The organism is Kitasatospora sp. NPDC088160, assembly GCF_044741445.1.
GTDB lineage: Bacteria > Actinomycetota > Actinomycetes > Streptomycetales > Streptomycetaceae > Kitasatospora.
On the sequence record NZ_JBIUSS010000038.1, the window covers coordinates 57,995 to 71,828 of the forward strand.

The window sequence follows — 13,834 nt, forward strand, 5'->3', positions numbered from 1 at the left end:
CAGGATCTCGGCCTGGCGAGGACGACGCCGCCCTATCGGGCCCGGTGCCTCTCCTCGCCGGTGGCCTTCGGCGCCCGGCCCCACATCCACGCGCCCCCGGCGAGGACGGCCAGCACTCCCAGCACTCCCATGCCAGCGGTCCAGCCCATCCGCTCCAGGACCGCGACGATCAACCCCGCCAGCCCTTCCCCGCCGGGGTTCTCCCCCGGGGCCGGTGGCTCACCGTCCGCCAGCAGGCCGAACACCGCGCCGCGCGCTACCTGACTACCTGTCATCTGCATCTCCATCCCCTGGGGAGCCCCGCCCGGCAGACCGCCTCACAGCCTGCCGGGCGCTCCCCCGTGTGTGACCACTCCGCACGGAGCGTCAAGTGTGCGTGCTGACGTGGACAACTGCCGCCTACCGCGTTTCAGTTCCGCCACTGGTCAGGACAGGTGAAGCCAGGGCGATACCGTCGCCTTGGCCACCGGGTCGACTTCCGGCACCTCAACACCCTGGGCATCGTCGGACACTGGACCGGGCGGTCAAACTTCGGCGAGACAACCACCGCTCAGTCAAACTTCGCTGAGACGGGTCAGCGTACGACGCTTCCCGTCGAGGTGTCGTACGCGGTGTGATGGCCGACCGACAGAATCCGCTGACCTGCAGTGGCTGCAAGCGTATCCGCTTCGGTTCCCGTCCGGCCGAAGATCGTTTCCCGTTGGGCAATCGGCGTGGGATTGGTGTGAGTTTGCCAGGCGGGGAACTGCCCGTGCCGGACAGCGACAGTCAGGCGGGTCCGTGCTTCGCACGCATCTCCTCCGGCGAAAGGCGTGATCATCGCGGCTAGGCAGTGTCGTCAAAGTGATTTCGTGGCCCCGCATCGCAAGCCAGCGGCCGGTAGAGATTTGCATGAATGCCATTTGGCAGTCGTGCCACTTCTCTACCTTGGGAGCGTCCGTCGACGAACCTGTGGTCTTTCCTCACCAAGCGAGGGCGCATGAAGCGACACACGAACCCGGCCGCTCCGAACACCGGAACCATCGGCATCGTCCAGATATCCGACCTGCACCTCCGGGACGCTCCGGGGCCCGGAGCTTCGTCGGTCACGAACCCGACGACGGGCTCGCCGCCGTCCTCGCGGACGCGAAGCAGGCGATCACGGACGCCGCGCTGGTGGTCGCCACCGGAGACCTGACGGACATCGGCGAGCCGGTCGCGTACGAGCGGATGGGCGAGGTCCTGGACGCACTCCCCACCCCGGTCTACTGCCTCGCCGGCAACCACGACCGGCAGGACACACTGCAGGCCTGCCTGCCCCGCCCCAACGTCCACGTGGAGCCCGCTGTCCGGCTCGGGAACTGGCTGATGTTGTTCCTCGACACCAACGCGCACGGCCGCGAGGCCGCCGCCGACGGCACCTACCGCGACCGCGACGACCGGGTGCACGCGGCCCGCCCAGCCCGGCCTCGCCCCGGTCGAGGAGGAACGCGCCCGCGCGATCCTGGCCACCACCCGGGCGGAACACGTCTTCGTGTGGCTGCACCAGCCGCCGCTGCTCCAGACCGCCCCGGACGTCCAGAGCTACCGCGAACTCACCGCACTGATGAGCGACTTCCCCAAGATTCGCGCGATCGGCGCCGGCCACCTGCACGGTGACCTGTCCGGCGAGTTCGAGGGGCGCCCCGTGTACGTGTGCCCGTCGACCTTCTTCAGCATCGACCACCTGAACCGGACCTTCCAGGACCCCGGCTACCGCACCTACACCCTGCATCCCGACGGTCGCGTCGACAGCGAGGTCCACACCGTGTCCGGCGGGATCACCGACACCATGCGTGCCGCGCCGCTCCCCGTCTTCCTCGCCGACCTGCTGGCGGGCCGGATCACCGGAGAGGAGCTCCAGGCCCTGAGCGACGCCGAGTTCGAGGAACGCTTCGGCGAACCGCGCCCGATGCGCCGGCCGTAAGCCCGTACAGCACCGAACCGCGGTAGGCCACACCTCCGCATCACGCGCTCCCTGGTCGAGGCCTTTGGCTGCGGGCCCGCCCCGGCCGGCATCTCCTGTCCACCCCGTCTCCGCGCGGCGCGTCGGACAGGTCGCCTTCCCCGGCGGCTACGACTACGGCCTGAGATAGGGCCTGCCTCGCCAGCAGAGCCCGCCCCGGGACGGCCGGCACCCCGTGCCGACCGCCCGGGGTGCCGGTCCAAGCCGGGGGCGGGGCCGGATCTGCGCCCTGCAAGTCTCGATGCCGTGGAGCGACGCCACTTTTCTATGGTTGGTCGCGACGGCAGCCGAACGGGCACGCCTCCGAGGAGACCGAGGAACCATGAAACGGCACAAGCACGTTCTGACAGCGGCCATCTGCACCGTCCCCCTCGCACTCACCGCCGGCGCCTGCTCGGCCTCCGACGACCCGGTGTCCGACGGCTCCGCCCAGGCCGCCCCGGCCGCCGACGGCCCGGCGACCGACGGCGGCACACTCAGAGTCGGCCTGGACCACCCGTTCGCCAAGCTCGACCCGGCCGACGGCACACTGACCTCGCTCCCCGTGCTGGTCCTCGCCAACGCGCTGTACGACCCGCTGATGGTCACCGGCGACAACGGCGCCGTGAAGCCGTATCTGGCCAAGGCCTTCACCTCCAACGCGGACGCCACTGCCTGGACCCTGGAGCTGCGCGAAGGCGTGAAGTTCAGCGACGGCAAGCCGCTGGACGCCCAGGCCGTGGCCGACCACGTCAACCGGCTGGCCAAGCCGGAGAGCAAGTGCTCCTGCGCCACCGACGCCGCCACCATCGGCGGCATGACAGTGAACAGCCCGACCAGCGTCGTCTTCACCCTCAAGACTCCGAACGCGGCCTTCCCCAACCTGTTCACCCGCTCCCTCGGCTACGTCTTCCAGGCCCCAGCCGGCGACGCACCCGCAGTCGGCTCCGGCCCGTCCACCGTGGAGAGCGTCCAGCCGGGCGTCTCGGTGACCGTCGCCCGCAACCCCTCCTACTGGGGCGACAAGGGCCACGCCGACAGGCTCGTCTACCGGGTGCTGCCCGACGCCGACAGCCGCTACCAGTCGCTGCGCTCCGGCCACACCGACCTGATCTGAGCCGAGACGCCCGCCCAGCTCAAGCAGGCCCCCGCAGACGGACTGCGCGTCGCCACCGGCCCCAGCTCCACCTCCACCATCCTGGCGACTCCTACGCCGCGGGCACCGGTTCGTCGTGGACAGCTATCTCGACGACACCTGCCACCGCAGCGCGGCCGCCTACCCCTCCCTGTTCGCCCAGCAGACGGCACCGGCCTCATTCAGCTTCCAGGCGTGCGGCGGAGCCGTCACCACCGACGTCCCGGCCACCCAGCTCGCCCCGCTCAGCCCGACCACCACCCTGGTCAGCTTGACCGTCGGCGGCAACGACGTCGACTTCAAGGACGTCATGCGGAGCTGCCAGTTCGGCGGCGACAACACCTGCGTCGGCGCCGTCGACACGGCCGAACAGACCGCCCGCACTCAGCTGCCGGCCCGCCTCGACGCTGTGTACAGCGCGGTACGGGAGCGTGCGTCCGGTGCCCGTGTCGTGGTCACCGGCTACCCGCGGTTCTTCAACCCGGCCAGCCCCAGCCTCTGCGCCGGTATGGGCGCCACCAAGCGTGCCGCGCTCAACCGAGGGGCCGACACGCTCAACAGCGTCATCGAGGGCGAGGTCGCCAAGTGCGCCGGATTCGTCTACCAGGACGTGGCCACCCTGTTCGCCGGCCACGAGCTCTGCGACGCGGCTCCGTTCCTCAACGGCCTCATTCTCAATTCCGGCTCGTACCACCCCAACGCCGCCGGCCAGGCAAACGGCTATCTTCCCGCTCTGCGCGCCGACCTCTGAACACCCACACCTGCCGGCGCCACCCGCCCCTCCCTCTGGCCCGCCCCACGAACCCCGCCTGACTAGCAACGACGCTTCCGGCCTCTCGCATGCTCGGAGGGCTGGAAGCGTTCCCAAGCAGCAATACGGCTGGTCAACCCGACATAGTGTCGCGTTGACCAGCCACATTGGGTCGGTTGACCGTGATCGGCACCGGAGTAGTCACTTCCATGAACCCCGCCAAGCGAGTCTGCTCTCGTGCGTCCATCCCCGCCGCTGAAGGCCTTCCGCCCGCGGCGGGGAGCGGCCGATGCCTCGCGGAATCGCCTACGGCTTGGTCAACCGCCGGTGCCACCAGGGGCAGCTCGGCAAGTCCCACCAAGGGCTGGTCAACCATCGGGACGCATACGGATCCGGCAAGGTGCGACGCTCGAACTCTGCGTCGAGCCTGGCCACGATCTGGCTCAGTTCACGGCGTGCAGCCGACGGCAGTGCATCGAGCATGGCTTGCACATTGTCCCGGCCCCCAAGCACATCGTGGCACGGGCAATCCGCCAACGGCACGTAGAGCCAGCGGCCGGGCTGGCGCAGGAACCGCTCGTACTGGCCGAGCGCCGAGCAGGAACAGCACGGTCACGCTGTCCAGACGCTCGAGTGCGTCGTGCCCGGGCCCCAGGTGTCGGGCGGCGCGGAGCAGCAGGGCGAGGGCGGCGGGTGCGGTGGTCAGGACCAGGGCGGCGAGGCACAGGGACGTGCCCGTCACCAGGATGGCGGCGCTGTAGAGGAGGGCGGCGGTGCTCGGCGGGACGGCCTCCGGGGCCGGCACCCGGCGCCGCCTTCTCCACGTGCCCTGCCGATCCCCGGCAGGCAAGGCCCCGCACTCGGCGCACTCGAACGAAGACCTTGCCTGTCGCGTACAGCTACGGCCGCCCGGTCAGGACCAGGCCTGGCGGCCACCGGCGTGAACCGGACTCATCAACCACCGCTCTTGCGGCGGAAGTTGCGCTTGCCGCCCACCGCGCCGTGAGCGCCGTGGATCTTCGAGTCGCCACTCGGGCCGCCGGCCGCGCTATCGGACTTGGCGCCGTGCTTGCGCTCCAGAGCGGCGAGGAACCGGGCCTTGACGTCGTCCTGGGTGGCTGGCGCGGGGGCCTCGGCAGCCTCCGTGGCCTCCGGGCTCTCGGTGTTCTCCGGGTTCTCAGATGACTTCACGTCGCTGCTCATGTAGAACCTCTTCCTTGAGGGATGGTGGCGGTTGTTGACTTCACGCACACCATGTCATGCCCAAGCGCCCCATCTGCGGGTGGGTACCGATCCTGTACGGACAGAACCTGCGGTCGAGTGACGGTCGGGATGGCGGGGACCTCACCGGCCAGGGCGTCGAGATCGCCGAGTTGCTCGGGTCGGATGACGGCGCCGTCCAGCAGCTCGGTGGTCAGCCGCTCCTGGCCGCGGGCCATCGCCTCGGTGCAGCCGTCCTCGATCAGTCGCCGTAGCAGGCCGATGACGCCGCCGGTGCGGCGGAACAGGTACTCGGGCATGGCGCCGCAGGTGAGCATCCCCGGCTGGGCGCGAAGGAGGCACAGCTGATCCTCGATCCCGGCCAGGTGGTCGACGAGCGCGCGGATCTTGGCGGGGGTCGTGTACGCGAACGGATCGAGGTCGACGAGGTCGAAGCGGCGCTCGGTCTGGGTGGCGGCCGCAGGGTTGTGGCTTCGGCCGCGCCGGATGTCGGGGACGATCAGCTGACTCGTGGCGGGGTCGATGGGCGACCGGGGCGAACGCGTCGCGGGTGCCGGGCATGGGCTCGGTGTGCGGGGCGAGCTGGCGGTGGACCTCGCGTCACAGGAACGGCCTGCTGCGGCAGTACTTCCCGAAGGGCACCGACCTGTCGGTCCACACCCCCGAACGGCTGGCCGCCGTCGCCGACCAGCTCAACCGCCGCCCACGCAAAACGCTCGGCTGGGAAACCCCAGCCGAGCGTCTGGCTAAACTCATCGCGGCCTAGACAACCGACCACGTGTTGCAACGACCGTTAGGAACCGCCAGGTATGGGGGCGGGCCTTCGATTTCACCGGACGCCGTCAGCGGCGCGATCGGTCAGGATCCGGCGTCAGAAGCACTTGATCCTGCCGCAGTTGGGAACGGAGATCTTGTGCTGGGTGCCGGCCCTCCACTCCAGGTGCGGGATCAAGCCGATCCAGGTGAGCAGCCCGCCCAGTCCGATCTGGGCCAGGTTCTGGTCGGTCCACCAGATCGAGAGCGTTCCCGACTGGTTGATCTCCAGCCAGGCGTTGGTGTAGCCGGCGGTGCCGGAGGACCAGCAGGCCTGGTTGCCGACGCCGTAGACGACGAAGTTGCCGTCCGTCTGCATGGTCGCCCGGGTGCCGCAGCCGGCGCTGCCCGGAGCGCTCCACTCCTTCACCCGGCGCTCCTGCCCGAGTTCGTTGACCTCCGTGTACCAGAGCGCCAGTTCACCGTTGTCCTCCATCTTCAGGACGGTCCACTGGTCCGGGTTCCCGGTGGCCTCGAAGGTCTGGCCGCGGCAGATGGTGAAGTTCCTCCACATCCAGGAGCCCTGGCGCTCCGCGCCGGGGGATTGGAGGGCGCAGTCGGAGGACGGCTGGCCACCACCACCGGTGTTGCCGCCTCCGCCACCGCCTCCGCCACCGGTGTTGCCGCCGCCTCCTCCGGAGCCGCCGCCGCCACCGGGGGTCGGGCCGTTCTGGACGTTGTCCAGGCGCCAGCGCTGCTTGTCGGAGCCGTCGCACCGCCACACCCCGAGCTGCTCACCGGCGTTGTTGGCGGTGAGGCAGCCACCGTCGGTGGCGCTGACGATCCAGTACCAGCCGTTGCCCGCGTCGCGGAAGGACCAGCGCTGGTTGGCGTTCCCCTGCTGGTTCTGCGTCAGGTGGGTGCGGTGGACGCCGGGGTTGTGGTCCATCACCATGCCCTGGCCCGGCGCGGCCTTGCCGTCCGTGAGGAGGGTCTCGACGATCCACTGGCCGTTGCCCGCGTCCCAGAACGCCCACCGCTGGGCGGCGTTGCCGTTGCCGCCCAGCGCCTTGATGGAGGTGCCGGAGGCGGTGTTGGCGCCGTCGAGGTCGGCGACCAGGCCGTTGTTGTTCGACCGGAGCGTGGCGACCTGGCTGCTGCCGATGTTCGGACCGACCACCGGACCGCCAGGCGACCCGCCGGAGGATCCGCCGCCGGGCTGGGGCTGCGGCTGCGGCTGCGGCTGCGGCTGGGGAGCGGACGGCCCCTGGGCCACGTTGTCGAGGCGCCACTTCTGGCGGTCGCTGCCGTCGCAGGGGCTGATGGCGAGGGCTTCGCCGGGGTTGTTGGCGGTGAGGCAGTTGTTGTCGGTGTCGCTGGTGATCCAGAACCAGCCGTTGCTCGCGTCGTGGAAGGCCCAGTGCTGGTTGGCGTTGCCGTCCATGGTCCGGATCAGGTGAGTGCGGTGGTTGCCCGGGTCGTGGTCCATGACCATGCCCTGGCCCGCCGCCGTCTTCCCGTCGGTGAGCAGGGTCTCGATGATCCACCGCCCGTTCGCGGTGGCCCAGAACGCCCAGCGTTGCGCGTCGTTGCCGTTCGCGCCGAGCGCCTTGATCGACGTACCGGAGTTGGTGGTGCCGCCGTCCAGGTCCGCCACCATCCCGTTGTTCCCGGAGACGAGGGTGGAGACCTGCCCGGCTCCGACGCCGGGGTTGACCACCGGGCCGGTGCCCGGCTTCGGCGCCGGCTGCTGGGGCGCGCGGGGCGGGACGCTGCCCAGGCCCCAGCGCTGCGAGTCGGTCGCGTTGCAGTCCCAGATCTGCAGGGCGGTGCCGTTCGCGGAGTTGCCGTCGGTGACGTCCAGGCACCTGCCCGAGGCGGGGTTGACGAGTGAACTGTTGTCGCCCTGCTGCCAGTTCTGGGCAGGGGTGCCGTTGCAGGTGTACAGGCCGACCCGGGTGCCGCGGTTGGTGAGGCCCCCGGCCACGTCCAGGCACTTGTCGAACGCCTTCAGGGTGAAGACGCCGCTGCTCGCGGACGGCGTCCAGCGCTGGGAGCGGGTGTTGTTGCAGTCGTACAGGTCGATCGGGGTCTTGTCGGCCGTGTTGCCTCCGGTGACGTCCAGGCACTTGCCCGGGAACGCCGAGTAGACGGGCACCGAGCCGGCGTCACCGCCACCGTCACTGCCGGTGGGGCCGGTCAGGCGGAACTTCTGGCGGTCGGAGCCGTCGCAGGTGCCGACCGTCAGCGGCTGGCCGGACGCGGACAGGGTCAGGCAGCCGCCGCCGTCACCGTTGGTGATCGTCGACCAGCCGTTCCCGGCGTCGGCGAACTTCCAGAGCTGGTTCGTCCGGTCCGCCGCCACCGCCTGGAGCTCGGTGCGGTGGGAGGCGGTGTCCTGCCCGAGGACCAGCCGCTCCTCCGGGCGGTTGCCGCCGTAGGTGAGCCGGGACTCGATCAGCCAGTTGCCGTTGCCCCGGTCCCAGAACGCCCAGCGCTGGGAGTCGGTCGAGTTGGGTTGCCACGCCTGGACGGGCGTGCCCACGGCGGGCACGCCGCCGCGTACGTCCGGCACCAGTTGGGCGTCGGCGGCGGAGACGATGCTGATCCCCTGGGTCGGCTCCGGCCGCGTACCGCCGCCGGGTCCGCTGGGCCAGCTCGGCCCGCCGGGGGTGCCTCCCCAGGAGGGCAGGCTGGGCAGCGGCGGGAAGCCGGGCAGGCCGATGGCGGGGAGCGCGGGCACGGACGGGCCGCCGCCGGGTGTGCCACCGCCACCGGGGTTGGGATCGCCGGGGCCGGGCGGGGCGTCGTCGTCGGCGGCCGGTTGGTTGGTGTCCGCCGGCTCGCACTTGTTCGGCTGTTCCGGGGCCTTGGGCGGATTGGCGGACGCGGCGGGGTCGTTCGGGAAGCCCGAGGTGGTCGGCCACGGCACGTTCGGCAGACCGGGCAGCGACGGCCACGGGATCGTCGGGAAGCCCGGGATCGACGGCCAGCTCCAGGAGGGCTGGTCCGGCAGCTGGGGCCACGGGACGGACGGGAACGACGGCGCGCCCGGCCACGTGACGGTGGGCATGGCGGGGTGGCCGGGGAACGGAACGGTCGGATTGCCGGGGACGGAGGGCCACTTGACCTGGGGGAACCCGGGGACGGTCGGCCAGGCGAGGCCCGGGTGGTCCGGGATCGCCGGGTCGGTGGCCGCGGGGAGGCCGGGGACCAGGGCGGTGCCGTCGTCGTTCCCGTTGCCGGGCAGTGGCAGCACCGGCCACGGGACGTCGGTGTGTCCGGGCATCGCGGGCCAGGGGACGGTCGGGAAGCCCGGCACGGAGGGCCAGGTGGCGTCGGGGTGGCCGCCGATCGTCGGCCACGGCCGGCTCGGCACGGTCGGGAACCCGGGCCAGCGGATCTCCGGCAGGTCGGGGTGGCCGGGCATGGGGATGTTCGGGTAGCCGGGGACGGACGGCCAGGCGATGGCCGGATGCGCGGGCAGGGACGGCCAGGTCAACTCGGGGTGGTCCGCCACGGTCGGCCACGGAGTGTCCGGGAATCCCGGAACGGCGTGACCGGGCCCGTTGCAGGGCATGGACAGCCGCCACCGCTGCCGGTCGGACCCGTCGCAGGCCTTCGTGGTCAGTCCGGCCCCGTCCGTCGAGGCGGTGAGGCAGGCCCCGGTGGACGCGGCGGTGATCTGGTACGAGCCGTCCTCGTCGACGGACGGGGTGAACCGCCAGCGCTGGCCCGGACTGCCGTCGGGCTTTCCGGTGGCGTCGTTCTCGATCGGGCGGATCGCCACCTGGTCGCCGTACGTGGGGAGACCGAGCACGCTGCCCTGCCCTGCGGCGGTGGTGCCGTTGGTCAGTCCGGTCTCGATCACCCAGGTGCCGTCGGACTTCTGCCAGGTCGCCCAGTTCTGCTGCGGGGCACAGGCGGGTGCGGCGGCGCGCACCCCCGTGCCGGCGGCCGGTGAACCGCCCGTCACGTCGGCGACCAGGTTGCCGGAGGCCGAGGTGAGGACCGAGGTCCTGCCGTGCTGTGGTGCCGACGGGTCGGCGCTCGCGGGTGTCTGCGCGGTGGTGGTGTCGGCCGCGGTGGTGGCGGCGGCCGGTACGGCCGCGACGCGGGGGAGCGGCGGAAGGCCCTGCGGACAGTGGTCCCGCCCGTTCTGACGGTCCTGGGGATTCGGTTCCAGCCGGAACCCGACGGGCCGGTGGTCGGACTGGGTGTCGTTGAAGTATCCCTGGACGAAGCCGGTGTACTCCTGGGCTATGCCCGTCGGGTCACTCGCGACCATGTAGTCCAGTTCGCGTTCCCGTACCGGGCTTGTCGGCCGGGTGTCCTGACGGCTCCTTATCGCGCGCCACCCGGGGTGCGCCGCGAGCGCCCCGGCCAGAGTCGCCGGCTTGCGGTTGAAATCGCCCATGACGCCCACTTCTGCCCCGGCCTCGCCGCGTCGACCGCCGTGAGCTGGTCGACGGCATCGTCGCCACCGTCCGTGAGCATGTGCGCGCTGTAGAACCAGGTGTCACCGAGCTTGAGCCCCAGCATGGGCTTCGGATACTTGCCGGGAACGTCGAAGTCGTCCCGCCAGCCGATGACGTCGACCTGCCCCTGCCCGTCGCGGACGTCCAGGTTCGCGTGGGTCATGAACGCGATGTTCGTGCCGGTGCTGTTGGTGTTGAGGTAGTAGATGTAGACGGTGTCCGCGTCCGGGGCGGGACGGCCCGTGACCGTCCACTCGTGCTTGTACACGGAGTACGTGTTGTTCTTCGCCCCTCCGGATCGCCTGAAGGTCCCGATGTCGACCGGGTCGTTGGGCACCGGCGAGTAGAGGTCGTAGCCCCTCGGTGCGGTGACGGTGTCCGGCACCTCCTGGAGGGCCACCGCCTCGCGCCCCGGGAGGAGGTAGGTCAGCGCGATCTGCCAGTTCTTCTTCTTCCGCTGCATGTTCCAGGTCGCCACCGAGTGGTCGGCCACTGCGGCGGACGCCGACGAGGTGAGCACCGGGAGGAACTGCACCAGCGTGGCGAGCAGGGCCAGGATCAGTACGCCCGTCACACCCGATGCCCGAGGCCGAGTGAGGAACGGTGGTTTCACCGGGTTTCGTACCGGCCGTGGTGGGCTGTGGTGCTCGAGCATGCCGTCCTCACATCGCGGGAACTGGACCGGCTCCCGCGGGACGCCGTTCGCCGACCGGCATCGAACCAGGCGGAGATATACGCGGCATAAACGGCCGAACGACGGCGCGCCGGGGCATGTGAGGGTGCGTCGGAGAATCGAGGGGCTCCGGGGCCTGCGGCGCCGCAACCCACGAAGGCCCGCCCGCAGTTCCAGGACTGATGTCCAGGTGGTGGCCCGTGCCCCGCGAGGGCACGGGCCACTGCGGTCAGGCCCGCTAGCGGCGGTCCTCCTCGACCGAGCCACGTAGACCACTGCCGTCCCGGACATCCGGGATGATCCGTCGGCGGCAGCGGACCTACCTCGGGTAGGGTGCGGGATCGGCTGCAATGCGTAACGGGGACCCTTCGCAGCACTTCGCCCCGCCGAGCAACCGCTCGACGGGGCGAAGTAGTCAGGCCCCCGGATTAACCAACTGCGTCCGATTCGAGCGCGAGGGGCCTCGGCCTGTCGCCAGTCGGTCTGCGCTCCCCCCGTGGTCATCACACTGTCGTACAGCGCGGCACCGGGGCCGTACAGCGGACGGCGCGCGGCCGTGCGGCTGAACGGAGCCGACCGTTCCCGTGTCAGGTTCCCGAGGCCAGCGCGCCGACCCGCAGTTGCGCGAGCAGCGGCAGCACGTTCTCCTGGTCGCCGTCGGCGGTGAGGACGAGGAGTGCGCTGATCAGCACGTGGGCCATGTCGTCGATCGTCTGCAGGTCCGCCGGGCGCTCGGACCACAGGCGCAGTGTCTGGGCGAGGAGTTTGGCCATTCGGGTGCCGGTGTCGGTCCGCATGCGGGTGACGGCGTCGTCCAGTTGGTCGGCGGGCAGGCCGTCGTGGACGCCGTGGGCGGCGGCGAGCAGGGTCTGGAGGGCCATGTCAGCGTAGTCGGCGATGGCGGCCTGTAGGGGTTTTTCCCCGGGGCTGCCGGCGGCCAGGCTCCCTACGGAGCCAACATCCACAGCCACGACCCGGACACCTGGAGCGTCGTGGCCTGGGCTCAAGTCAGCAACGACGGTTTCTGCGGTGTGTCGGGCCAGGGCGACTGGCACACCTACACCACCGGAGGCACCTCCGGCACGCCGACGCCCGGCGGCTGCTGATTCGGGTCGGTGCGTCAAGGGCCACCCCGGCTGGAGCGACCACCTGACGTAGCGGCCTGGCCTCGAGTGAACACCGGCCCCGACGTGAGGAGGCCCCGGGCACCGTAGCCGTCCGGGGCCGCACCCAGGGAAGCGGCCTTGTCAGCCGTCCTCGTAGTCCCCTTCAGCGGCCAGGCGCCGGTCCAGGTCACCAACCCACTCCTGCGCCCACGTCCGCAGGCCGGCGATCGCGTCGCCGTCGAGGCCGTACGCGGCGAACTCGGCGTCGTCGATCCAGTCCGCGTCGGCCAGGCGGTCACGCAGTTCGGCCAGGTCGAAGGTATCGCGGGCGTGGCGGCGTCCGAGGTCTTCCAGATCGCGGTGGCTGAACCAGCGGGCGGCGGCCTGGACGTCGATCAGGTCACGGGCGTAGCCGCGGTCGGCGAGGGCGCGCATCTTGGTGCCGACGACGTCGTCGAGGTGCAGGACGGGGCCGAACTCCAGTTGGACGGCGGGCTTCCAGCGGTGTTCCTTGAGGACGTCGACCTCGCAGCTCTCGCCGGTCTCGGGGTCGGTGACGACCAGGCGGCCCGACAGGGGGACGACCTCGACCTCGTGGACCTGCCATCCCCGCTCGGTCAGGCCTGCGGTGAGTGCTTCGGCGATCTCTTTCATCGCGGCCGGGTGTTCGGTCGCGACGTCCAGGTCCTGGCTGAGCCGGTCGGCCAGTCCGTGGGCCTGGACGGCGTAGCCGTCGGTCAGCACAAGCTGGTAGGGGGCGCCGACGGCGAGGACGTCGGCCAGCAGGCGCCGGTGGAGCGGGGTCAGTCTCACGCCGCGGCGGGGCGGGCTGCGATCGCGAGCTCGGTGAAGGCGGTCTCCCACACCGTGCGGACGGCGGGGCCGACCAGTGTCCTCAGCACCGGCCACTGTGCCACGAGGAGGCCGGCGTCCAGGAGCTGTGGAAGGTCCTCTCGCATGCCCTCGTTCAGCACGATCCGGTACAGGCCCATTCGCTGCCGCGGCTGTTCCAGGTCGAAGGTGCGAAGGCCCGACCATGCGAGGTGCAGCGGAAGCTCCACCCGGCCGGCCGTCGGCCCTTCCAGTTCCCCGAGGGAGCGCGGAAGGCGGGCGGCCGGTTACCCGGAACGGCTGTCGGCGGAAGCAAGCGGCGTCATGCAGACGATTTTCCCCCTCCTTCCCGGCCGGTCTGCGGGCACCCGGGCATGGGACTACTGATACCAGGCGTCTCCACCCTCGGCGAGTGAGCGTCCAAGGTAGTCCCGCAGGTCACGGGCCGCCCAGCGGCGGCTGTCGGTCTCGTGTTCCCAGACGAAGACGTCCGGCCTCCGTGGCGTCCGCACGAAGGCGAACTGGTCGCCGCCACCGTTGTCCCCGAAGAACAGAAGGGCGTCGAACGGCATGTACAGCTGGGCGAAGGAGCCGTCCGACCGGAAGCAGATGTTCTGCTCGACGATCTGCTCGATGCTCCAGACGGTGTCCACGCCGGTCTGCCCGACGATCCCGTTGCTCTCCAGCAACAACTGCTTTAGCCCGTCCGGCAGCTCCTCCCCGAGCTTCCGCTCCGCCTCGGCGAGGACTGCCTCGTCGGTGGGATCCCTGAAATCGGCGTCGGGGAACACGTCACGGGCGACTTGTCTCCACATGACCCGGAAGCGTAGCTACTGAAGTTGAATTCGTGATGTCGGTCTGAGATCTGGTCAGCCATCCATGATCAGGCCGGTGGTGGCGAGGCATCCGTCGATGAGGTGAGG

General features: G+C 70.7%; 13 protein-coding genes and 1 pseudogene. 5 read left to right on the forward strand and 9 right to left on the reverse strand.

The genetic code is table 11. The annotated features are described in order from the left end of the window. Positions 1-32: 32 nt before the first annotated feature. Complete coding sequence (locus tag ACIOGZ_RS38995) at positions 33-275, reverse strand: hypothetical protein (protein WP_400989421.1); 243 nt, start codon at positions 273-275, stop codon at positions 33-35. A gap of 616 nt (positions 276-891) precedes the next feature. On the opposite strand from ACIOGZ_RS38995, the gene ACIOGZ_RS39000 reads away from it, so the two are divergent. The 4 genes from ACIOGZ_RS39000 (at position 892) to ACIOGZ_RS39015 (ending at position 3,849) form a co-directional block, all read left to right on the forward strand. After that, a complete protein-coding gene (locus ACIOGZ_RS39000) occupies positions 892-1,638 on the forward strand; it encodes a metallophosphoesterase (protein ID WP_400989423.1) in 747 nt (248 codons plus the stop codon). Next, positions 1,586-1,945, forward strand: coding sequence for a hypothetical protein (locus tag ACIOGZ_RS39005; protein ID WP_400989425.1), 360 nt, complete (start codon positions 1,586-1,588; stop codon positions 1,943-1,945). Before ACIOGZ_RS39000 ends, ACIOGZ_RS39005 begins: the two co-directional genes overlap by 53 nt. Before the next feature lie 361 nt (positions 1,946-2,306). Continuing rightward, positions 2,307-3,080 (forward strand): ABC transporter substrate-binding protein, encoded by a 774-nt coding sequence (locus ACIOGZ_RS39010; RefSeq protein ID WP_400989427.1) that lies wholly within the window; start codon positions 2,307-2,309, stop codon positions 3,078-3,080. Positions 3,081-3,195: 115 nt separating this feature from the next. Beyond that, positions 3,196-3,849 carry an SGNH/GDSL hydrolase family protein gene (locus ACIOGZ_RS39015; RefSeq protein WP_400989429.1) on the forward strand — a complete coding sequence of 218 codons (654 nt, stop codon included), beginning with the start codon at positions 3,196-3,198 and terminating at the stop codon, positions 3,847-3,849. Between the two features lie 954 nt (positions 3,850-4,803). Here ACIOGZ_RS39015 and ACIOGZ_RS39020 read toward each other — a convergent pair. Both ACIOGZ_RS39020 and ACIOGZ_RS39025 read right to left on the reverse strand, forming a co-directional pair. Beyond that, on the reverse strand, positions 4,804-5,052 hold the full coding sequence (locus ACIOGZ_RS39020; RefSeq protein WP_363586091.1) for a DUF5302 domain-containing protein: 249 nt from the start codon (positions 5,050-5,052) through the stop codon (positions 4,804-4,806). After that, positions 5,049-5,369 (reverse strand): hypothetical protein, encoded by a 321-nt coding sequence (locus ACIOGZ_RS39025; RefSeq protein ID WP_363633155.1) that lies wholly within the window; start codon positions 5,367-5,369, stop codon positions 5,049-5,051. Before ACIOGZ_RS39025 ends, ACIOGZ_RS39020 begins: the two co-directional genes overlap by 4 nt. A gap of 305 nt (positions 5,370-5,674) precedes the next feature. Between ACIOGZ_RS39025 and ACIOGZ_RS39030 the strand changes: the two are divergent. After that, a pseudogene (locus ACIOGZ_RS39030) lies at positions 5,675-5,836 on the forward strand (IS30 family transposase); the annotation flags it as partial. Between the two features lie 105 nt (positions 5,837-5,941). Here ACIOGZ_RS39030 and ACIOGZ_RS39035 read toward each other — a convergent pair. The 6 genes from ACIOGZ_RS39035 to ACIOGZ_RS39060 form a co-directional block, all read right to left on the reverse strand. Next, a complete protein-coding gene (locus ACIOGZ_RS39035) occupies positions 5,942-10,240 on the reverse strand; it encodes an RICIN domain-containing protein (RefSeq protein ID WP_400989431.1) in 4,299 nt (1,432 codons plus the stop codon). Continuing rightward, positions 10,168-10,875, reverse strand: coding sequence for a hypothetical protein (locus tag ACIOGZ_RS39040; RefSeq protein WP_400989433.1), 708 nt, complete (start codon positions 10,873-10,875; stop codon positions 10,168-10,170). The genes ACIOGZ_RS39035 and ACIOGZ_RS39040 overlap by 73 nt, the downstream gene beginning before the upstream one ends. Positions 10,876-11,561: 686 nt before the next feature. Then, entirely contained in the window at positions 11,562-11,855 is a 294-nt protein-coding gene (locus tag ACIOGZ_RS39045; RefSeq protein WP_400989435.1) for a hypothetical protein, read from the reverse strand. A gap of 366 nt (positions 11,856-12,221) precedes the next feature. After that, positions 12,222-12,893: a nucleotidyl transferase AbiEii/AbiGii toxin family protein gene (locus tag ACIOGZ_RS39050; RefSeq protein WP_400989437.1), complete on the reverse strand. Its 672-nt coding sequence runs from the start codon at positions 12,891-12,893 to the stop codon at positions 12,222-12,224. Then, entirely contained in the window at positions 12,890-13,141 is a 252-nt protein-coding gene (locus ACIOGZ_RS39055) for a transcriptional regulator (protein ID WP_363633145.1), read from the reverse strand. Before ACIOGZ_RS39055 ends, ACIOGZ_RS39050 begins: the two co-directional genes overlap by 4 nt. A 150-nt stretch (positions 13,142-13,291) precedes the next feature. Continuing rightward, a complete protein-coding gene (locus ACIOGZ_RS39060; RefSeq protein WP_400989439.1) occupies positions 13,292-13,726 on the reverse strand; it encodes an SMI1/KNR4 family protein in 435 nt (144 codons plus the stop codon). Between the last annotated feature and the right edge of the window lie 108 nt (positions 13,727-13,834).